The 20,747-nt window shown below is 45.8% G+C and carries 26 protein-coding genes and 2 pseudogenes; 4 read left to right on the top strand and 24 right to left on the bottom strand.

The features are described from left to right. Positions 1–2: 2 nt before the first annotated feature. The 3 genes from ACOZB4_RS04330 to ACOZB4_RS04340 all read right to left on the bottom strand — a co-directional run bounded on the left by ACOZB4_RS04330 (position 3) and on the right by ACOZB4_RS04340 (position 1,611). A complete protein-coding gene (locus ACOZB4_RS04330) occupies positions 3–542 on the bottom strand; it encodes a YfiT family bacillithiol transferase (protein ID WP_379407155.1) in 540 nt (179 codons plus the stop codon). Positions 543–654: 112 nt separating this feature from the next. Further along, entirely contained in the window at positions 655–1,077 is a 423-nt protein-coding gene (locus tag ACOZB4_RS04335; protein ID WP_379407154.1) for a hypothetical protein, read from the bottom strand. A gap of 45 nt (positions 1,078–1,122) precedes the next feature. Further along, entirely contained in the window at positions 1,123–1,611 is a 489-nt protein-coding gene (locus ACOZB4_RS04340; RefSeq protein WP_379407153.1) for an NUDIX hydrolase, read from the bottom strand. A gap of 390 nt (positions 1,612–2,001) precedes the next feature. Here ACOZB4_RS04340 and ACOZB4_RS04345 point away from each other — a divergent pair, with 390 nt between their 5' ends. After that, entirely contained in the window at positions 2,002–3,489 is a 1,488-nt protein-coding gene (locus ACOZB4_RS04345; RefSeq protein ID WP_379407152.1) for an endonuclease/exonuclease/phosphatase family protein, read from the top strand. Positions 3,490–3,544: 55 nt separating this feature from the next. On the opposite strand, the gene ACOZB4_RS04350 is transcribed toward ACOZB4_RS04345, so the two are convergent. Next, entirely contained in the window at positions 3,545–4,018 is a 474-nt protein-coding gene (locus ACOZB4_RS04350) for a DinB family protein (RefSeq protein ID WP_379407151.1), read from the bottom strand. A gap of 40 nt (positions 4,019–4,058) precedes the next feature. Next, positions 4,059–4,736, bottom strand: coding sequence for a class I SAM-dependent methyltransferase (locus ACOZB4_RS04355; protein ID WP_379407150.1), 678 nt, complete (start codon positions 4,734–4,736; stop codon positions 4,059–4,061). A gap of 369 nt (positions 4,737–5,105) precedes the next feature. Between ACOZB4_RS04355 and ACOZB4_RS04360 the strand changes: the two genes are divergently transcribed. Then, the gene (locus ACOZB4_RS04360; protein WP_379407149.1) at positions 5,106–6,314 is read left to right on the top strand and encodes an S-layer homology domain-containing protein; all 1,209 of its coding nucleotides are present in this window, start codon (positions 5,106–5,108) and stop codon (positions 6,312–6,314) included. Between the two features lie 68 nt (positions 6,315–6,382). On the opposite strand, the gene ACOZB4_RS04365 is transcribed toward ACOZB4_RS04360, so the two are convergent. The 6 genes and pseudogenes from ACOZB4_RS04365 to ACOZB4_RS04390 form a co-directional block, all read right to left on the bottom strand. After that, entirely contained in the window at positions 6,383–6,841 is a 459-nt protein-coding gene (locus ACOZB4_RS04365) for an NUDIX domain-containing protein (RefSeq protein WP_098747528.1), read from the bottom strand. 39 nt (positions 6,842–6,880) lie between these two features. Beyond that, on the bottom strand, positions 6,881–7,324 hold the full coding sequence (locus ACOZB4_RS04370; protein ID WP_379407148.1) for a GNAT family N-acetyltransferase: 444 nt from the start codon (positions 7,322–7,324) through the stop codon (positions 6,881–6,883). Positions 7,325–7,351: 27 nt separating this feature from the next. After that, on the bottom strand, positions 7,352–7,597 hold the full coding sequence (locus ACOZB4_RS04375; protein ID WP_379407147.1) for a GNAT family N-acetyltransferase: 246 nt from the start codon (positions 7,595–7,597) through the stop codon (positions 7,352–7,354). Next, positions 7,555–8,238, bottom strand: coding sequence for a hypothetical protein (locus tag ACOZB4_RS04380; protein ID WP_379407146.1), 684 nt, complete (start codon positions 8,236–8,238; stop codon positions 7,555–7,557). The genes ACOZB4_RS04375 and ACOZB4_RS04380 overlap by 43 nt, the downstream gene beginning before the upstream one ends. 29 nt (positions 8,239–8,267) lie before the next feature. Next, positions 8,268–8,702: a GNAT family N-acetyltransferase gene (locus ACOZB4_RS04385; protein ID WP_379407213.1), complete on the bottom strand. Its 435-nt coding sequence runs from the start codon at positions 8,700–8,702 to the stop codon at positions 8,268–8,270. A gap of 39 nt (positions 8,703–8,741) precedes the next feature. Next, positions 8,742–9,197 (bottom strand): annotated as a pseudogene (locus tag ACOZB4_RS04390) (GNAT family N-acetyltransferase); the annotation flags it as partial. A gap of 340 nt (positions 9,198–9,537) precedes the next feature. On the opposite strand from ACOZB4_RS04390, the gene ACOZB4_RS04395 reads away from it, so the two are divergent. Next, a complete protein-coding gene (locus ACOZB4_RS04395; RefSeq protein ID WP_379407145.1) occupies positions 9,538–9,798 on the top strand; it encodes a hypothetical protein in 261 nt (86 codons plus the stop codon). Positions 9,799–9,966: 168 nt separating this feature from the next. On the opposite strand, the gene ACOZB4_RS04400 is transcribed toward ACOZB4_RS04395, so the two are convergent. The 11 genes and pseudogenes from ACOZB4_RS04400 to ACOZB4_RS04450 form a co-directional block, all read right to left on the bottom strand. Further along, positions 9,967–10,398, bottom strand: a complete 432-nt coding sequence (locus ACOZB4_RS04400; RefSeq protein ID WP_379407212.1) for an STAS/SEC14 domain-containing protein — start codon at positions 10,396–10,398, stop codon at positions 9,967–9,969. 301 nt (positions 10,399–10,699) lie between these two features. After that, positions 10,700–11,389, bottom strand: a complete 690-nt coding sequence (locus ACOZB4_RS04405) for a stalk domain-containing protein (protein ID WP_379407144.1) — start codon at positions 11,387–11,389, stop codon at positions 10,700–10,702. 72 nt (positions 11,390–11,461) lie between these two features. Next, on the bottom strand, positions 11,462–12,670 hold the full coding sequence (locus tag ACOZB4_RS04410; RefSeq protein ID WP_379407143.1) for a WD40 repeat domain-containing protein: 1,209 nt from the start codon (positions 12,668–12,670) through the stop codon (positions 11,462–11,464). A 177-nt stretch (positions 12,671–12,847) separates the two neighbouring features. Beyond that, complete coding sequence (locus ACOZB4_RS04415; protein WP_379407142.1) at positions 12,848–14,383, bottom strand: sensor histidine kinase; 1,536 nt, start codon at positions 14,381–14,383, stop codon at positions 12,848–12,850. Beyond that, positions 14,380–15,075 carry a response regulator transcription factor gene (locus ACOZB4_RS04420; RefSeq protein ID WP_076325210.1) on the bottom strand — a complete coding sequence of 232 codons (696 nt, stop codon included), beginning with the start codon at positions 15,073–15,075 and terminating at the stop codon, positions 14,380–14,382. The genes ACOZB4_RS04415 and ACOZB4_RS04420 overlap by 4 nt, the downstream gene beginning before the upstream one ends. A gap of 144 nt (positions 15,076–15,219) precedes the next feature. Beyond that, complete coding sequence (locus ACOZB4_RS04425; protein WP_379407141.1) at positions 15,220–15,705, bottom strand: histidine phosphatase family protein; 486 nt, start codon at positions 15,703–15,705, stop codon at positions 15,220–15,222. A 74-nt stretch (positions 15,706–15,779) separates the two neighbouring features. Continuing rightward, positions 15,780–16,661: a class I SAM-dependent methyltransferase gene (locus ACOZB4_RS04430; protein ID WP_379407211.1), complete on the bottom strand. Its 882-nt coding sequence runs from the start codon at positions 16,659–16,661 to the stop codon at positions 15,780–15,782. A 5-nt stretch (positions 16,662–16,666) separates the two neighbouring features. Further along, positions 16,667–17,188 (bottom strand): GrpB family protein, encoded by a 522-nt coding sequence (locus ACOZB4_RS04435; RefSeq protein WP_379407140.1) that lies wholly within the window; start codon positions 17,186–17,188, stop codon positions 16,667–16,669. A 71-nt stretch (positions 17,189–17,259) separates the two neighbouring features. Next, positions 17,260–17,378, bottom strand: a pseudogene (locus tag ACOZB4_RS04440) (NUDIX domain-containing protein); the annotation flags it as partial. A 54-nt stretch (positions 17,379–17,432) separates the two neighbouring features. Further along, positions 17,433–18,173, bottom strand: coding sequence for an SDR family NAD(P)-dependent oxidoreductase (locus tag ACOZB4_RS04445; protein ID WP_379407139.1), 741 nt, complete (start codon positions 18,171–18,173; stop codon positions 17,433–17,435). Between the two features lie 80 nt (positions 18,174–18,253). Beyond that, positions 18,254–18,520: a hypothetical protein gene (locus tag ACOZB4_RS04450; RefSeq protein WP_379407138.1), complete on the bottom strand. Its 267-nt coding sequence runs from the start codon at positions 18,518–18,520 to the stop codon at positions 18,254–18,256. Positions 18,521–18,773: 253 nt separating this feature from the next. Here ACOZB4_RS04450 and ACOZB4_RS04455 point away from each other — a divergent pair, with 253 nt between their 5' ends. Then, a complete protein-coding gene (locus ACOZB4_RS04455; RefSeq protein WP_379407137.1) occupies positions 18,774–19,031 on the top strand; it encodes a VOC family protein in 258 nt (85 codons plus the stop codon). Between the two features lie 78 nt (positions 19,032–19,109). On the opposite strand, the gene ACOZB4_RS04460 is transcribed toward ACOZB4_RS04455, so the two are convergent. Together ACOZB4_RS04460 and ACOZB4_RS04465 are read right to left on the bottom strand one after the other, a co-directional pair. Beyond that, entirely contained in the window at positions 19,110–19,553 is a 444-nt protein-coding gene (locus tag ACOZB4_RS04460; protein ID WP_422759485.1) for a GNAT family N-acetyltransferase, read from the bottom strand. 353 nt (positions 19,554–19,906) lie between these two features. Next, positions 19,907–20,719 carry a class I SAM-dependent methyltransferase gene (locus tag ACOZB4_RS04465; protein WP_379407135.1) on the bottom strand — a complete coding sequence of 271 codons (813 nt, stop codon included), beginning with the start codon at positions 20,717–20,719 and terminating at the stop codon, positions 19,907–19,909. Between the last annotated feature and the right edge of the window lie 28 nt (positions 20,720–20,747).

Consider the following 20,747-nt stretch of genomic DNA (forward strand, 5'->3'; position numbering starts at 1 on the left):
GCTCACTCCTTATGTAACTTCGCGTTTTCACGGTTCAATATGGATGTAATCTGCGCGATATGATGCTGGTTGTGCCACACAAATCGCTGCAGCGCGATATCCAGGGTAATGCTGCCAAGCACTTGGGTTCTCATGGTTCTTTTGAAATCCTCGGGCTGTAAGTCCTTCAGCAGTATAAGAAAACGAAAATGAAGTGTTTCCAAAAGCGTAAGCGAGTTCTCAATGGGAACCTCCGTGTAATCACTCAGTTCAGCCCATAAATCCTCCCGGTATGAGTTTGCCACCGGCTCCTCCTCGGTCAATGCACGTTTAAATCGCAAGTATGCGTTCATGTCGTTATCAGCCAGATGGTGCACGATTTGCTGAATGCTCCACCCCTCTTCACGATAAGGCCTATGCAGCTGGGAAAGGGGACATTTCATTATGATTTGCCGGAGCGTCGGTACGATTGAAGGTATCTGTTGTATAAACCTCTGCCTCTCCTCCAATGTCGGCTCCACCTTTGGTTCAAAGGAACCCAGGGGAAAACGGATGCTGACCACTTCCTTACCTCCTCGATACATCAATCGTATCCTTCACATACGAAAAACATATGAACGGTGTTCCACAGCAGTAAAGAACCACCATGCTTCTCATCCTATTACTAGTCCCCATCTATGGGTTAGACCTATGTTTGTTGTTGCAGATAGATCGTATAAACAATACACCGGAGAACACGGAAAGCAGCATGTGAATTTCCGGTTTCCCGAATATCTCTATAACAAACAGCCTTCCAAGTCCAAACCACTCGAGCCAATAAATACTAGGAATGAAGATGATGACCGTAAGTATAGCAGCAGGCAATAACAGCCAGCTTATTCGAACATGCCCCTTAATTAAATCCCAAAGTGCTCTCCATTCTATTAAAACTCCGAACAGAAATCCCAATAAACTCATCTTTAATAGCAAGAATTGCTGGGGAGATAAATCATAATACGCTCTTTGAATTTCATGATGCGTTTCTGTCATCAGGTACAGTAATATGAACATACCGATGACAACGAATCCGCCAAAAGCGATTTTTTTAAGTTGGATCATCCCTCTTTCGCTCCTTTATTCAAAAAAATAATACGAAATAATCCGCTAAGAATTATGAATATGCGATGACCGAGAAGTTAGAAGCAAAGACGGATGAAACAGCTCAAGCGGGTACTGCACGCCTTTTCTGAGGCTCTCCAGGATCTGTCTCATGACTTCGACATCCCGGAAATTCATGCTGTCATCTGCCAAGATATCAGGCAGCATAACCCACCGGCTATCCTTAATCTCGCCAGCTCCCAATTGAAGCGAGCCTCCCACCACTTCTCCGGTAAAATGAAACATGATGACAGGGTGATTCAAACTGCTGAGGAATTGATAAACCCCTGTAGTGCCTGTCAATTGGACATCATATCCTGTCTCTTCCTTCACTTCTCTTATAGCCGCCTCAAGCAAAGCTTCCCCAGGCTCGATGCGCCCGCCAGGGAAGTTCCAGGTATCCCGCACCGAAGGTTTATTTTCCTGGATGATGAGCACTTGATCCCCTTGAACAAGGGTAACGCTAACCACAAGTACAATTCCATTTTTCGTCATATCCACATTCCTTTACGCATGATTATAAACAGACAGAACCCACCTTTGGCGTTAACCACGAGGAGGGTTCTTGGATGAAATATTTGCTGATTAACATCATTCTACCGTTAACGCACATTACGCGCAATCCGGCAGGGCCTTAGATCGTAATGATCGCAATATCAATACACCCTTCTTTCCCATGTAGCCTCTTCAAGCCATGATTCCTGATACGCTCATCCATTTCCTCCACGAATATCCAAAACGAAAGCAAAAACCTAAAAAATTGTAAATACGCAACCAGCTAAAAATAAGATATGATATGGGCAAATCAGGAAGGGAGGACAGGTTAACAATTAACATCCGCTTTAGAAGAAACATCATCTTGCACATGACGAAGGAGGAATTTTAATGAGAATCCCCAAAATCACCAGCCTGTTCATGATGCTTACATTTCTGACGACGGCGCCGCTATCCGCTTCCAGCGAACTGGCAAGCGCGGCTGAAGCATCGTCGGGACCTTTACGCGTGATGAGCTTCAACCTGCGTTATGCCGCCAATGACAGTCAACCTTGGGAGAACCGCCGCCCTGTTACGAAGAACCTGATTCTGGAGCATAAACCGGACGTCATCGGGACGCAGGAAGGACTTCACCGGCAAATCGTCGATCTGGAGAACGATCTGCCAGGATATGATCGGATTGGAGTCGGGCGTGAAGGCGGGAGCTTAGGGGAGTACATGGCGATTTTTTATAATACAGAGCGGCTGAAGCCTTTGGAGCAGTCTCACTTCTGGCTATCCGATACGCCGCAGACGATCAGCTCCGCCAGCTGGGGTAACCAGATTCCGCGCATGGCAACCTGGGTTCGCTTTCAGGATCTTCAGAATGGCAAAACCTTTTATATGGTCAACACGCATCTGGACCACCAATCCGAGGTTTCCCGGCAGAAGAGCGCCGCCCTCATCGTTGATAAGATGAAGGCCTTTGCCTCGGATATCCCCATAGTTGTGACCGGCGATTTCAATACTGTTCCGGGAAGCGATACGTATTCGATTTTTACGAGCAACGGGTTGTCGGATGCACATGTCACCGCCAAGAAACGAACCAACGATGACTTGGGAACCTTCCATAATTACAAAGACCCTACCGGCGGCGGCAGCGGAAACCGGATCGACTGGATTCTGCACAGCCAGGGCTGGAATGTCCTGCACAGTGAGATTATCAACTACAATGAAGATGGCCAATACCCTAGCGATCATTACCCCGTCCTGATGGAAGGTACCCTGCAAAAATCCAACAAAACCACCGAAGAAACGGTTCCTAGGCTGCCCTTGACCACGGCTCTGCACATCACTGAAGTGGTCGCTAACTCGAACGAGCAAGGAAATTACAATTATGTGGAGATCTACAACCCGACTGACCGGGAAATCGACCTGGAAGGATATCAAATCTACTACTATTACGACCCTGCCCTCCCATTCGATAAATCCAAGTCCAATCGCTGGACCATTACAAAGGATCGCTTCAGCACCGAAACCATCATCCGCCCAAATGAAACCAAGGTGATTTGGATCAAGAAGCAGCCCTGCTGTTATGACCTGAGTATGGAGCAGTTCCTTGCCAACTATAACGTCGCCTCCGGAGATAAGCTCTCGCCTTCTCAACTGCTGGCCGTCTTCACGCCGGGCAACAATGAGGGCCTGAACGGAACCTCCACCAACGGACGCGCTTTGGGTATTTCATCGCCTTCCGGTACGCATCTTATAGGTGTCCAGTTCAATAACGGACAGTTGGATGCGGGAATCAATGAATCGATCACATATCAGGAGCCCGAGCCGCTGACGAGCATTATGCAGAAAAAAGAAACTCACCAGGTCCCTTCTCCTGGTCAACCGTAAAATAAAAAAGTCCCCCTTGATCGCTGAAAGCGCCATCTAAGGGGGACTTACTTTATTAGATCGATGTGGGTTTATATTGAACCGCCAAACACTGCTTCGCGATGTAAAAAATCTGACCCATATGCTCCGAATAATGCGTAGCACATTGATGCAGTATGTCGAGGTTGCTGCGTTCTTTTCCGCGTACCGATTGAACCTGTTCAAAGTCTTCGCCCGGCATGGATTTTACCGTATCGATCAGGAACTGAAACCGATTCTTCACGATTTGTATAAGATCATCCCGGCTGACAAAAACTTGCGTCAACTCTTCCTCCCGGTTCCGCGTAACATCTTGATGCAGAATCCCCTTCATGACCCGCTCTTGAATGTTGCCTTCGATGTGCCTGATCAACGTCGATATGCTTAGACTGGAATGGTTGGGCCTCCAATTAACTTGCTCATCGTTTAACTGCACCAGCACTTTTAAGGTACGGCTGCGGATGTTTTCAAATTTGTCCTCCAGCCACTTCCGGTTGAACTCATGATCCATATCGCAACACTCCTTTTTTGGTATGATAAACGATTTGATGTCACGCCTTCATCGCTTTCCAGATGTATTTATGTTCACGAACCCCAAGCTGTCCGTCAATCTGATTCTCTCGTATCTTGGCTTCCAGCTCCCCCTTCATCTCCGGCAAGGTGAAATCGGGATTCCCTGGCGTATCCGACAGATTTAATGCAAATTCGTGTGCATTCGGGAAGTAAGTAATCGCTTCATTATACTCCTCGATCTCGACATTCATGTAGCCATTCTCCGACAATCGCCTTCGAACGGCAGTCACGTCATTATGTATGCCGATGATAGAGCCGCCTGAAGCTAATATCCTGGGATGTTCAAGGATCGAGGTGGGTCCCCTGCGGTCATAGATGAGATCAAACTGACCATCTTGAAAGGGCATCTCGGACTTCGTTGTGGCATACACAAATTCCACATTACCGATTCCGCTGCTCTCGAGTAAGGATTGGGAGATTCCGATCATCTCCGCGGAGTTGTCAAAACCAATGATGTTCTCGGCATGCCTGGACATCTGAAGCGTGAACTCGCCATGCCCGCAGCCTACGTCCAGCACCGAATGAAACTGCGGCAGCATCTCCACTAATCGCTCCTCAAATACCTCTTCCGCCGACCTGCCGACGACGGTACATACCGCTCTTCCTTTGTAGCCGCCATTCCTTCGTGCGATCATGTCATACCAAGCTATTCCCATACTTACCTCCTCCGCTGATAGGCTGCATTACATTCACCATCCAAGATAGCAGAAACCTGTTGTTACATGATCCTCTATGGAAACCGACTGGTACCCATTCAACCGATATATCTAATGACTTAAAATATTACCATTTTGTTCCGTAATGTCAACGGTTACATTGAAAAAATTTCCGTCGAAAATCATCTTGTATCATTTGATTTCCCCGGTTCTCGCCTTCTCGACCAATACGCTTCGGATTTAAGAAAAACGCAAACCAACTCTCCTTCAATAGGTAAGGAGGACTAAAAAAACATTGCTCTTGTCATAATTTGTCGTCTACAATGGAGGAATATTAATCCAATACATCGATACATACAGGAGGATTTCATGTTTTTAAAAAGGTGGCGTCAACTATTATCTTTAACCCTCATTTTATCGTTTTGCATGACATCCGTGGCAAGTGCGGCGGAATCTAGTCAAGCCAAGTATGCATGGGCCAATGAGTCCGTTGATTTCCTGAGATCCCATGGGGTTTTTGAGAATATGGAGTATCAAACAAGAACCTTAGGCAAGATGGTGACCAAATCTGATCTTACCCTCATGGTTCATCGGTTGTTTACCGATTTCCGGGTCGAAGCCGATAAGAATATCAACATTCCCGGCGTGCCTAAGGGACACCCCTCCTACCAGATTTTTAAGGATGTTTACGGCAGCATACCTTCAGCGCCGAACGGATTAATCGGAGCCGCAGACAGAATCAATTACGACGATGAAACCTTCAAGTATATACCGGAGAAAGTGTTAACACGCTGGGACTTGTTGATTACGCTGAATGCGCTGTTCGATGATATTGGTTATTCCTTGGAGTTATACGACGGTGAGGATATCGCGAGATTGCGGGCGATTAAAGACCTACCCAAAAGAAATTTCAATTCCTACAAGCAATATGATAAGTGGAAGTATGCCTATCAGCCGTTGGCACCCGAAATCGGATTGATGCAAGACAAAAAATGGGGGCCTTCCTTAGCCTCCGATCTGGATTACGTCAAAGCTTATGCACTGCTCGGCTTTGCCGAGGCCGGCATCATGAAACCCGACGCGAAAGGGTATTTTCGCCCGAATCAAAAGGTAACGTTAGCAGAAACCGCAGTTGTCCTGCATCGAATTTACGACTATTATAGTGGCAGCGACTATGTCCGGGAACCATCGCCGGATGATCTCATTCCGAATGGCACAAGAAACTTTATCTATGCGGGTTCCCCATCAGGACACGGACAAAGTCCGGTTTATGACTTTGCTTTAGTGAATAGCGATGCCCTGCCGGAATTCTATCTGGCCTTGAAGGCTACGGAGAAAATCGACTTGCAGATCAACGTGAACGGGGAGCCATCCTATTATACTTACGAGCAGTTGAGCAACCCTAAGCAGCCTGTTCGAATCTCCTTGAATGGCGCATACTATGCAGAATTCATCCCCATTATCCGAAGCAAGGGTCAAAAAGCAACCGGCGAAAATAACAACATTGAAGTTATGTATTATTACTCTGATACGTTCCAGGACTTTACCAAAGCCATATGGTATGAACCCAAGTTCTAGTTAACAAAGGGAGTGCACAACTGTTGCAAACAGTAGGCACTCCCTTTTTATCGTGTTACAAGACATATTCAAGTCCTTAAAATGTTTGCCTTCCCGCTTTGCAGATCCTCAAATACCGGTCTTTGCACAGAGCTGATGTCCTCTAGCTCAATCTCATGCAATGCCTTGAATTCCAACTGTAACGACTCGTTATCCTCATCGTGATGAATCAGTATTCTGCCTTGCTCCTCCGTCCTCCCTCTCAAATCCACCGTGGCGTTAAAAATAAACATCACAAATACCACTTCATTTCCGTCCGGATATCGATACTGCATTCTGGGTCCGCTATAGATCCCATAGAGTTCATGATCGAGGACGACCAGCCCCGTTTCTTCGAGCACTTCCCGTCTCATCGTCTCTTCAACGGATTCGCCGGCCTCCATACCGCCGCCGGGAAGACCCCAATTGCCGTAGTCCGAGCGCCGTTGGAGCAAGATTCGCCCATGATGATCCCGGATGATGGCGCCGCCAGTCACTATGATTTTCATATCAGCATCATCCTCTCCGCATACTTATAGACTGAGGGTTTACAGCATCAGCTTCGCTACGGATTCACCATCCGACCACGGCATGACGCCGATTTCCTCAAACCCCGCTTTGACGTAAAGCTGCCTGGCCCGTTCGTTCTTCGGATCAAAACTTATCATAAGGACATCCGTCCGTTCATGTTTGTTTCGGATTTCTTCAACAATGCGTCGCAAAGCCTCTTTACCGTAACCCTTCCCTTGGAAATTTCCGTCGATCATCAAACGGTAAATCCAGTAGTTCCCGTCATCGGAGTCCAAGCCATATAACGCGAATCCGACCATCGTCTGCTCATCATAAATGGCCATCGCTTCAAAATGTTCAAGAAATTGAAACTGGGCAATCGAATACAGATTGGAGGCAATAAAGCCTTCTTGCTCCGGCTTGGCTTTCAGTTTAATGCATTCGGTCCAATTATCCTTATCAACTGGTTGCAGTCTAATCATGTTAAGCTCCTTCGATGGTTGTTGGTTTTATTCGTTGGTATAGATCATGCTCGTCAGTTCATCTCCTGGTAAGAACCCCAGCTTCGTATATAAAAGCTCAGCTCTATTCCCCGTAGTTACAAACAATCGTAGGACGTCATAATAGCGGTCTAATTTGCGTATGACTTTTCGTAACATATACTCGGCCAATCCCTTCCCCCTATAGGCATGAGCAACAGCAATTTCATAAATTAACGGTAGGTCCTCCCAAAGGGATACGAAACATACACCCACGATTTCATTGGATTGGATTGTTGATCGACTATAGTTGAAGAAGCATCTAATAGAATATCAATTGAATTATTCTCAAAATAATAAAGTATATCCTGGGTAAAAGCCTCACCATCACGGTCATCGATACTATTACGATAGGCATCCATCATCAGTCGGGTTATTTGCACCAATTCATCTGGTTCTGGTTGTTCACACCTAAATTGATCGACAAGTAAGGGGCTGTGTGTATCCACTGTGGGTCGAATCATGCATTTTCTTGCTTGCTCGGGTTTAAAGCCTTCTGCCGCGAATGCTGCCATATGTTCAGGTAGAACGTTGTACGCATGTATTCTAGTGATTCCAGTTATATTTTCCAAGATATATTTCTTCAAATAAGCTGCAATCGGTTGCGAAAAACCAAAGGGAGGAATAACAAACAGGGATCCCAGCGTATTCTCCGATATTGATATTCCTGCTATTCTTATACCGCCAGACATGATCCAGTAGCAGTCGTCCGCATCCGCCATCATCTGCTGCACATGCTTCCAACTCGGTCTGGACCAAACATTCTTCCGATATGTTGCAAAATACCTGGAATATAGGACAGGCTCTGCTTTAACTAATGAATATACCGGATGGATATGCTGCTGCGCCTCTCCCATTCTCTATAGCTCCCTTCCTCGACTAAGACTTAACTTTCCATGACCAATCTTTTCAGTAAGTAATAATGCTGATGACCCCTCGGGGCATCGTCGATACGAGCAATCTCTTGAAACCCATGCTTTTGATAGAAAAGCGGCGCTTGGAAGCTGAAAGTATTGAGTTTGATGAAGGTGCATTTCTTTTCTCTGGCTATCCTCTCGATTTCCTGTAATAATCTCGAGCCGTAGCCCCGCCCCCGGAATCGGTCATCCACCCACAGAATATCGACCTCAATCCAATTCCAGCAAAACACGCTATTGATCCCGCCTACGATATCACCATTCTCATCTTTTATATGTAAGTTAATCTCCTCGTAATTCTGCTGCAAGTCTTCTGCAATATGCTTCGCATTAAATTTAATCAGATTCGTCCGTACCGAATTCGATTCTTCAGGACTGCTTCGATTGATGTTAATCTGCGGCATTTCGTCACTCCCCTTTCTCTTTACTTGTAGGTTAAATTGAACATTCAGCTTCATAACTTCCTCATTGCCAAACCAGATTCCCGTTTCCACAAAACCTAGATTGCTGTACAAAGTTTTCGCTATTTGGTTATCCTTATGCACGGTCAGGCGTATTTCTTTACATTGCGGAAATTGGCCTTGGATCCATGTAATCATCTGGAGTAAAGCTGCTCTGCCATATCCTTTGCCCTGTTCTCTTGCATCTATTAAAAAGCCGTTAATCCAATAACCGTCGGCTGTATTCACTTCATAAGCATGCATGATAAATCCGACCATTCGGTTCCCGTCATATATCGCAAAAGGAATGTATTCTACTTGTTCACCATCCGGTTTGATGTAGATCTTGGCTAGAGATACAGCTACCGCTGGCACAAACCCCTGCTGTTGGTCCAAAACCTGCAGTGCCAATGCTTCTTCCCAGTTCTTTCGATTGACCGGCATTAACTCTATGTCCATATCATTGTCCTCCCAAGCGAGCATACACTAAACCAAATAATACCATATGGAGTTGGGATATGCCCGGATATAAACGACTTTAGATAAACTCTTCCAAAATACATCCAGCCCAATCAACTGTAATCCTCTACCACAGCCACCATCTTCAAACGAATAACCAACGATAGTCTGACAACGATAGGAGAAGTCCTTCATTTTCATAGGATTCACATTACATATCTCCTTTCATCAGTTTGGGTAGCAACCATGATTTTGTAAAACTCCGCCTTTTGCTTTGCACACTTCTCATCAGCTTATCATTTAATATACTGGCTCTACTATAATAAAAGAGGTGAATCGAATGGGTGGTGTCACTGCTGTTCCTCAACCGGATTTAGTATTAATCAGCTGGTCAAGAAACCCTCTTGTTACGGGCTCCGCGCGTAGAATCGTTGCTGCCCGTGTCATTGGCAATGCTTCTCCCTGCCGAGCTGATTTGACGCCGAATGCACTGTTAAGAACCGCCTTAGCCTGCTTACTGGATCATGATGTAGGTTTCAAAATCGTATTCCGCCAAAGAACATCCAACATTAGCGGATACCTATTATTGCAGCGTAATTAATAGATTTGGGAAGGAGCAGCGATCATGCTGCTTCTTTTTTTAGCTCTTTTCATTAATATTGTTGCAAACAAGATATTAGAAGCTTGCAAGTATGTCAATTTCACAACAACAGTAAAGCTGCGGGCATAAGAAAACCAGTTGTTGAGAGCAACTGGTTCAGTAAAGTTCTTATCTTGGATAGTTCTTTAACCACGTGAATGCTTGTTCATAATTATCAAAAAATTTAACGGATTCTTTTGTGTTGGATTGCTGTAAGTAATTCATGATCTCCCCTTCTTCAAGAAGAAACGCAATTGCTTTGCTATGATTCAGAATGGTTTCATTGAAGAACTTATCTTTCCATGCTTTTTGAACAGAGAAGTGGTTTGGGGTATATCCTTTTCTATCTACCAATAATTTGTATTTCAGACCCTCACCAATAAACTGCTGACAAGACTTTTCAAAACCATTAAACCATTCAATAACGTCATCAGTGTTTATCTTCCCTATCAGACGAGTAACAATCAAATCTCCTGCAACTGTAGTGCTAATATTCTTGTCGATCAAAGTGGAATCATCTCCCTTAGTATCTATTATGCGTAAACTTGCTATAAAATCAATGTAAACAAAAACTACTCTGCCACTGAAGCAATACTATTTACGAAATGAGTCTATTTTATTTACGAGTTTCGATACACATTACCAGCCTCTATACCCATACATTTACAGCTCAGGAACTCTCCATTCATTTCACAAGATCGCATCGATTTCCAGATCGATTGCCCAGGAAATACTCCCTCGTTAGCCTCTCATAACGAAAAAGCCCGCAGGGCATTCCTTTCCCCTGCAAGCTTCCTCGTAAGAACCTCTATTCACCTTTTTCATATCTAAACCATATCTCTATGATCTTTTGTCTCTGTATTTATTTCAAAAGGGCAACACTTACGGCAACCTTCTCCAGCTGTGCTTTGCTTAAGGAATGATCCGGAGAGCTGATCGTCACGAAGCGGTCATTGATCTGAAATCCCAGCATGTCCGTATCATCCGGTGTATACCATTTCGCTTTAACCCCATTTGACAAAGTAACCGGTTTGCTGTCATATCCGTGAGCGTAGTCTCTTGGGGAAATGTATACCGTCATATGTTTGAAGACCATGTTGACGCCATCTCCCGAAGCACCCGTCTTTTGATACACATCGCCTTTTACCATCTGACTTGGAGCAAACGGTGCTTGGAAACCATCAAATTTAGAGAATGCATTTTTGATTTCTTTTAATTGAGCATCGCTATATTTCACTGTAGTTAACTCGATCGTCTGATCGTTTCCAGGATTACTTCCGATCAGCACCTGATGATTCTTCGCATCGTATTGCACGGGTACATTCAGTACATCAGCAATCGCGCGAACCGGCAAGTACGTTGTATTTTGATATGTGATCGGTGTCAATTTTTTGCCCGTGTTATATACGGTTCCATCCACTTTGATACCGATGCTGTGATTCAGGTAAGCCGAGATTTTCTCCAGGTTTGCCCCCGCATAGACGCCCGCGGCTCCCGTTAACGTCATTCCCAGCACAGCAACTGCCACGATTGATTTTTTTAATGATTTCATTTTATCCATTCCTCTCGTTGTCTCACCAACATCACTAAGTCGATGAGTAATATGATGAAGCTCGATATAAACCTATTTAAAATCCATCACATACGTCGCAATTAAAGCTTCTTTATCATCAATCGTAATTCCCAGTCTTTTTCCAGATGGGCTCCAAGTCAGAGGATAGACAGGATGGGCGGCAGGATGCACTGCAGAATAATAGGGCGCCATCCAGCTTACCTTCCCCGAAGAGGTATCAAATACGTACACTCCGTTCATCCCGCTCTCATTCTCCGAATACACATCGAAGGCTATTCTGGCGGAATCCGGCGACCAGGACAAGTACGAGATCAGATTGCCTTTTCCGATAAGTGAACCTTGCAAACTTCCGGCAGCATCATAGATCAGCAGTTTGCTGCTCTCGTCCCCTCCTGTGTTGGTCGCTGTCGCAACGGCAATGTACTCGCTGTCCGGAGAAATCGCAAAGTTCCATACATTTTCAATGAGATGTATCGGCTTCGACTGTCCGGGTTCAACGACCTTCAGCACCTGGTTCACATCGGTATAATAGATCCGGCCCTTACTCGCTCCGAATTGGTTGTAAAATTCAACATCCTCATCCTCAATGGCTATGGTGGTATAAGTGCCGTCCGTGGAAATGAGTCGAATATCGCCTTTGCCGCTCATGGAGCCTGCTGCGAGAACATAGGTGTCGGAATCCAGCCATCCCCCAATCTCCATGTAATTGTCACCCTTAACCGGGATGCTCTTGCCAGTACTCAAATCCTTCAGGAAATTGTCAGCCGTGTACTTATCCCTCCATTTCTGAATAAAGCTATATTTACCGTCTGGCGAGATCTCTTCTTTGACAAGCTGTTCGCCTGGATGCGACTCTTCATGCTTCGTGAGCTCACGCCGCTCACCTGTACTTACGTTCACTGCTTCGGTGGTATAAGCATATTGCGGTTCTTCCGTTTCGGTCGCTTCCTTGATCAGTTTGGTTGTTAGCACCTTGACCTCATTCTCCGACAGCCATGCCTCAATGTTGGACGAGGTGATCCGGTGCGTCTGATTCACGATCACTTCCTGACTGGATTGCCCACTCGCCCCTTCTACAACCGTGAGTTTGCGCTCCCCCGATGCCGTCTCTCCAGCATTCGATACAGGAGGCTGACCGGTTGCACTGTTGCCTGGCTCCACAATCGTCAACCGATCCTGGGACTGGCAGGCTGTCAGTGCAGCAGCAATAACAACAGCAGACAACAACTTGAGCCCATGTTTACCTAGTCTGTTTTTCATAACAGGTTCCTCCCATGTATATCCCCCAAGGAGCTTATGGCAGCTGCAGTTTTCGTCTTAGCATACCTCATGTTTCCCTGTTGAACTCAGTATAGAATGCGAATATCTCGATACGATATCGAGCTTGTAACGAACTTGTAAACAAATAGATAAGCTTGAAAAAAGAAAGCCCAGACCTTATTCTAAGTCTGAACTTTCTTCTGTCGAAATAACCTCTGTCGATTGTGGCCGATTCATCGGCAGGACAATCACAAACGTAGAACCGCCGGGACCCGATTCCGCAAGCTGAACGGAACCATGCTGTTTCTCCGCCAGATTGCGTACCAGAGATAACCCTAAGCCAGTTCCTCCGTGAACCCTGGAGCGGTCGCTGCTCACCGTATAAAACGGATCGAAGATCCGTTCTCTGGCATCGTCCGGGATTCCGATTCCGGTATCACTTACCTTGATGATCATCCGATCATGGCCATGCTCATCCTGCTTCACTTCGTTCGAGAGCGTGACAGTTCCTCCGGGCCGATTGTATTTAATTCCGTTATCCAACAGATTCAGAACCATGTGCATCAGATTCTCCGGATCGGCCCATACCTTACCATCCGTTAGGGAGGGCTGAATCGCAATGTTAGTTTGCTCTGCCTTAGCTTCCAGTCGGGCTGCCGCCTCTTGCAGAATCGGCAGAAGCTCTACGTGCTCCGCATGGGTTTCGAATTCGTAAATATCCATGGACGATAACTGAAGCGCCTTCTCCACCAATCGATATAGACGCTGTGCTTCCTTGCTGATCTGTCCCCTGGCTTCCTCAAGCAGGGCTGGATCATCGCGATACATTTCAAGCAAATCCGCATAGGCCAGTATGGAAGTCAGCGGCGTTTTCAATTCATGGCTGATATTCCCGATAAACTGCTTCTGCTGCTGTTCCAGCTCCTGCAGCCGTTCGATGGCATCCAGCAGCTTCAGCTTCTCCTCCGTGAGCTGGCTCACCGAGGAGGAAATTCGCCCGCTCATCTCATATATGCCTTGCGCCAGCTCACCGAGTTCATCATTTCGCTTAACCGTCGGCTCGCTAAGATAGACTCCTTCGCCAATCTTCTGCGCAGCCTGGTTCAATCTGCTGATGACATGAACCTGCCGCCAGACGTATAGAAAACCGATTAAGAAGCCCGCGGCCAATACGGCAAGACCCGTCACGATAAACAGGTTCTGGATCCGATCATAGAAAGCATGCTGCTCAGCTAGCGATGCGTGGAATTGAATCGTTCCGATCGGTTTATCCATATTCCGAAGCGGAGCGAGATAAAGCAGCTGGTCCCCCTCGGTAATGTAGGCGGAACGCCCTTGCGCTGTGTGTGCAAGTGCATCTTGTACATCCATTTTCGGCTGAAACGGAAGGGAAGTCCCTGTGAATGTACCATCCAGCTTATACAGGGTCACCGGCATGCCGCTCTGGGTTCCAAGATCAACCGCTAGCCGTTGACCGACATTTTCCATAAAATCATCTGGCTGGGTTTGAGGATTCGTCAAAAATTCCTGATGAACCCTGAGATTGGCCGCTTCGGCTTCACGGGCGAAGGATTGCTCTAGGCGCACCCGCTGATCCTCCCGTATCCCAGCAAGAACCAATGTGCTAAGAACAACAACAACGGCGATCAACAGCAAGGCGAGAAGAAGTGCGACTTTCCACTTTAAGCCGAAACGGACCTTTCTTTTGCTCATGATGGAATCTCCGTGCTTTTATACCCAATGCCATAAACGGTTTGGATCACTTCGTGCTGGTTTCCCAGCTTCTTGCGCAATCTCTGGACGTGAATATCCACCGTACGCGTGCCGCCGGCAAAATCCATATCCCATACCTGTTCAAGCAAGGCCTCGCGCGAATATACCCGTTCCGGATTCCGAGCCAGAAGAGCCATAAGGTCAAACTCCTTCGGTGTGAGCTCAAGAGGTTTGCCTTCAGCATGAATGGTGCGATTCAACAGGTTAATGGTAAGCCCGGATATTCGGATGACATGCTGTTCCGGGGCTTGCTGCCCAACTGTCTCAGGGGTGCGGCTTCTTCGGGACAATGCCTTTACCCTGGCGATGATCTCCCGCATGTCAAAGGGCTTTGTCATATAATCATCCGCGCCAAGCTCCAGCCCGAGCACCTTATCCACAATATCGTCCTTCACCGTCAAGAGCAGAATGGCAGGACGCTGCCGATCCTCGAGCTTGCGACAAACATCGTACCCGCTAAGCTTCGGCATCATAACATCGAGCACCATCACGTCAGGATCAAACGATTCCACACGCTCCAGCGCTTCCTGCCCATCCCCTGCCGTCTCCACCGTATGTCCTTCTCTTCGCAGCGCATAAGCGACTGCGCTTGAGATACTAATCTCATCATCCACTACAAGTACCTTGGTCATTGCAGATACGACTCCTTTACTGGCCGATTACAACATTTACTAGTGCAATGATGGTACCGTATCCTGCATCATAATTCAACCTGGATGGGCTGCAGTACACTTCAACAGAAAAAGAGAACCCAAGGCTCTCTTTGATTTACCCGCTTATTTTTCAAAAATATACATGGCACCATTCCTGGGTTGTACAAATCCCTTTCCTCGGTAACCTCTTTTGGACAATTCCTGAGTCAGCACTTTCATGAATGCACCGTGACTAACCACTAATACGTTTCGATTATGGTAACGTTCTTCGATCCAATCGATGATATGCCCAGCTCGCTCCAGTGTCTCGCTTCTCCGCTCCGCTTGTGAGCCGTGAGACAAATACCAAGCCAAACGCCCCATCAGCAACCACATATGGTAATGAAGCTTTAGATTTCCCAAAGGATGAATCGATTGGACCTCAATCTCTCTTAACCGATTCGTTGCGATGATAGGGCCTGTATATATCGTTTCTGCCGTCTGAATGGCTCGGGATAAATCACTGGATATACATACGTTCCACTCCGAAAAACCATAATCCAGGTCCGATTGTTCAATTTCAGCGTTATTGTAAGCTTCCACCCAAGCATTAAACTGATTGGACGTCATCCATTTTCTATCGAGTTCATGTATAACTTTAAAATGTCTTACCAATCCAATTTTCATAGGGCTCCTTAGGTCGTTTATTCTCGACTAACCGTGCCAAAAGATATCTTCATATTCGGTGCGTAAGTTAACCACGAATCGCTATCAAACACCTGAAACAGCTTAAGTTCGGCGGCATATTGGGCTTGTGCTTCTTCCACTGATAAACCTCTCTGTACCAACTGCTCCACTACCTTAACCGAATCCTCGAGTTCCTGCCCAATGCCTTCTTCCTTCAAGGACTGAAAAAGCCGATCTTTCTCTGCGGCGTCCATATTCTGGTCCAAAAAATTCACTTTGTCACTGACTCGGCACTCCACATTCCGTAATCCCAGCTGACTTAGGAATATCGGCAGCTTCATGCCGATGTTTCCGTCTTTTCCGCTATCTTTGGCGCTCTCTTCGTACAATTTCTGTAATATGCCTAGAGGGACAACTTCAGAATGCTGGATTTCATCAAAGCCATAATTTGCCGTATTAGCAATCCAATGGGGCTCAAAACAAATGACTCGGCCACCGTCCAGTACACTATCGATCATTTTTTGAAGAATCATCCGAGGGTTTGCCATATGTAATAAAAATGCATGGCAGATCGCAACGTCATACTGATGATGCACAAACATGTCCTCAATATCTCCTTGAATGAATTCAGCGGAATAGGGCAGCTTATCAAACACTTCTCTTGCTTCCTTGATCAAATCTTCACCCTTGTCTATCCCTGTATAGGTTGACCCTTCGGGTAATAGCGGGAGAAGCTTCAGTCCAAGATACCCATAGCCACAACCATAATCCAGGATGTTAACGGGGGCATTCAATTTCCAGACGTTCTTCACTAGAAACTCCAAATAATCATCGTTGTAATATAACCATCTGGTATTTCTCAAATATTCGATTTTAGAATCCCAGTAATATTCGGACATCATCTTTACTTCCTTCCAGCATCAAGCCTTGCCTTATGGATCACTTCACGAATGAAATCAGCCTTGCCGTTGGTATAGGCCACGCGGTCATGTTTATATTGACTCTCAAGAACTTTTTTTAAGGTATAATACTGATCCCTTGTATCCGGATGGTTCATTAAATACTCCCTGAATAAAATCTGGTCGTTCCACTGTTGGCCTTGATACTTGTAAACATGAAGATGATGGGTCCCCGCCCGCCATTGCCCTCTACGAAAGAAGAGTCGCTCCGGAAACTCCGGTTTAAACACATATTCGTACCCGATTCTGGCCAGATTCTCTATATATTGTTCATTTACTATCGTTAAACTCAAAACACCAGCCATCATATCAATGATCGGTTTCGATCCTAAACCCATCACAGACGTGCTCCCGATATGTTCGATATGGACATCAAGTCCCTTCAGTGCTGACTCAATTTTAGCTTTTTCCCGTTCGAACTCGTCTTTCCAGTCCGGATTGTACGGTGTTACAATAACTTCTTCCATGCGAATATTCCTTTCGATATGATAAACCAATACGAAGTCCTTATATATTCCGTCTCAGCTTAATTTCAAACTCCGGCTTCCACCTGCCCACCTGGAAAAACCCACCCGTTACGGTCCTTCACCAACAATATTTCACCGCGTTCATTCTCAACCACGCCGCCTACAGCGACATATGTGTTGGCATCATCATGACAACAGCCCCCGATAGATAAGATATACTTCAATTTTCACAAGACAAGGCCCCTTAGATATCGTTATAATTTACAGTGCTTCCGGGTTCAAAATCCTTGTCGATGATATGTAGCAGATGCGCCCCGATTTCCTCTGTAGATAGCAGCTGTCCAGACTCATGCGCATGGGCGAAGGCTTTGGCCATTTCAAATTCCTGCTCATTTTTCCCTCTCGCCAGTCTTTGCATTTCCGTATCCACCATTCCAGGATTGACCGCAATGATCTCCACCGGGTTCTGCCGGTTCCTTTGCTCGGTCCCAACACTCTGTGTAAACATATTGATCCCAGCCTTCGCCGTGCAGTATACGCTCATCGTAGGTGCTGGATATGTTCCGGAGCCAGAAGAGATGTTGATGATTTTCTTTCGAATGGAGAGCCCCTCCGTTTTCTTGATGAAGCAGGAAGTTAAGATCATCGGCGCAATCAGACTGATTTGCACATTCATATGAATATCTATCGCATCGCATAGTTCAATGGCCTTCAGTGGTTCAAGCATGGACGCATTATTGATAAGGCAGATCATATCCGCATGATCGGCATCAATCTCGTCAAACACTCTATCTACAAGCTCCTCCAGACCCAACGTATCGCTCAGATTATATACATGGTGACTGTATTTTGGATAGCTGCTCAATCTCTCGGACGTTCCTCTCGCGACCCCATGCACGGCATGGCCCTTCTCTAGAAGCATGTGGGCCAACTGCTCGCCGATTCCTCTCGAGGTTCCCGTAATTATGAAATGACCTCCACTCAATGTTTTAACCTCCGTTATTCTAAAAAGATAGCTTCATAATATATTCTTCCACTTCTTCACCACGAGCATGGGCATAGCCCTTAGCGCCCTATCCAGTAGCTGACTTCGGGCTGACCCATATGTTCGAATAATAAAATCTGCCCGGCTACTTGTCCCTCATATAAAACGGTTTTCTTGATGATGGTCTCATCGCCTAAGATTTTGGCCCAATGCGCATCAAAAGCTGCCTTATCCGAAGGATCTTTCGCTGTAAAAGCCGCCATGTAGTTTGCCTCAGGGTCTCGTTGTTGCTCAAAAAATATGGCAAGATCGTCTTCGAACACATCTCGCAATAGCACCTCAATCATCACTAGTCACCCCAGTCGCCTATTGTTTTCTTCCATCGTCTATACCTAATGGATTTCACATGAGACATCCGTTATCCTGCAACCATCGCACAATTTTCTAACTGCATTGTTACGCGAACCCAAAAGTGGCAGGAATAAATCGCAATCGGTAAGAAATCATGGTAAAGGACATGATACGATTGCATTACATACTATTCCTGTGATGAAGGAGTTGAAATCATGAAAAAATAGGGTCCAGAAGATTTCGCCAAACTTGTGGTTTGATCACCAAGCCGAGGAAGCAACCCAGCATTATGTTTGGGAGATGCTGTCTGAGGACGGTGACGAGGGAGCACAAGTATGCGGTTGGTTGAAAGACAAGTTTGGCGTATCGTGGCAGATCGTCCCGGCTAATTTAAGCGAAATGATAACCGACCCCGATCCGGCAAAATCGGAACGAGTCATGAAAGCTTTACTCCAGACGAAATCAAAAATTGACATGCAGACGTTACAACAAGCATACGAGGGGTAAGGAAGGCTGCCTTTAGGGTAGCCTTTCTTAACCGTTGAAAGCTCTCTATCAGATCGAGGCGGGACATTAGTGATTACATCATAACTCCAGTTCATGCGTGACTAGTTCATCATCCGCATTTTCCTTAAAACCTAAATTCTTATAGAATTCAGCCGCCTTGGGATTGTCCGTTTTCAAGACGAGTTTAGTATAATGGCTGCTCGCCATATGAATTACCGCATCAACCAACTTTCTCCCGGCTCCATGACGCCGAAATTCCTTTAACACATACAGTCTGCGGATCCTGCCGATGCTTCCGTCAGAATACGGATCACGATTTAACCCGCAAATGCCAATGACTCTATGACCAACTCGACATTCAAACAAGGCTTCATCTACATGCTGAAACGTATTGATACCCTCTTTATATTCATTCACTAGCCTATGGATATTCCTAAATCCTTCTTCCTTGCTTTCAGTCAGGAGCTCGGTGATGTCTACTGCACCCAGGTCGGAAACTTCGTGAACGATCATGTTGTTCATGGTATATCATTACCCTCTGTTTCCCTGCAATTTTTATTATTTGTGTAGAGTCTAGTATTTAAAAAAAGTATTCAGAATGCCAATCGCTCGTAATTGATAATCCTTGTTATCTTCCGTATATATTTGTTCGACTCCCATATAAATGGCAGCATGTTTTATATGCCCTGACTTAAACCGGATGTCCTTCCCGGATTTACTACATTTATTTTCTATCCCTGTGTTTACGCACGTAATTCCATATTCCTTCGACAACCATCTGTTGTAATCGGCCTCATTGGGGCAGGTAACTGCTAAAATGATGAGAACTAGTACCAATATTGCAACCATTCTTCTGATTACTTTGTTCATAACCCTTATCGTTTCTGCCCAATATACAATAAATGAGATGAGACTCCCAAAATGCTTGGGTTCTCCGCTTCCCGGTAGATCAGATTCATGACTTCTTGGAATTCCTCTTCCCCACGGGACCGCCAATAATCGAACTGCTCTGCCTTGAAGGAACCTGCTATACTTGACGAACCTATCAATTTGATCGTCTCGAAGCCATGCGATTCCATGAACGGCTTAACGTCCTCCAAGTTATAATAATACGCACCGGTAAATCTTCCTTCATCGTTATGATTGAATATCCCGGTCCTAACAAATTCCTTAATGCTGCTGATATTATCATTCGGTTTCCATTGTTCCGGAAATGATAATGATGTCATCAGATGCCGAATTCGAGTCATGAATGCCACAAATACATAACCGCCTGCTCGGGTAACACGATTCAATTCTCGGACAGCCGTAGACCGATCCGATTCTGTCTGTAAATGGTATAACGGTCCCATCATAAGTGCACCGTCAAACACCTCATCTTGAAATAGGCTAAGATCGTTGGCATTGGCACGGTGAAACCCCTTGAACTGGCCTGTTAACTTGAATTCTTCGGCTTTAGCAGCCGCAATCTCGACTAATCTTGGCGTAAGGTCTGTTAAGGTCACATCGTAACCGTTCTTCGCTAATTCCATCGAATACTTCCCAGGTCCCGCACCGTTATCCAGCACATGACCTTTCTCAGGCAGCATACTCAAGATATGATGCAAATTGACGATAAATTCAATGGGCTCCCTATCCAAGCGCCCCCATTCATCGAAGGCATTATAATAATCTATCACTTTGTTCAACTGATTCACCCCTTCACTTAATCGCCTG

Source organism: Paenibacillus sp. NPDC058898 (genome assembly GCF_049316025.1).
In the GTDB taxonomy this organism is placed as follows: domain Bacteria; phylum Bacillota; class Bacilli; order Paenibacillales; family Paenibacillaceae; genus Paenibacillus_AQ.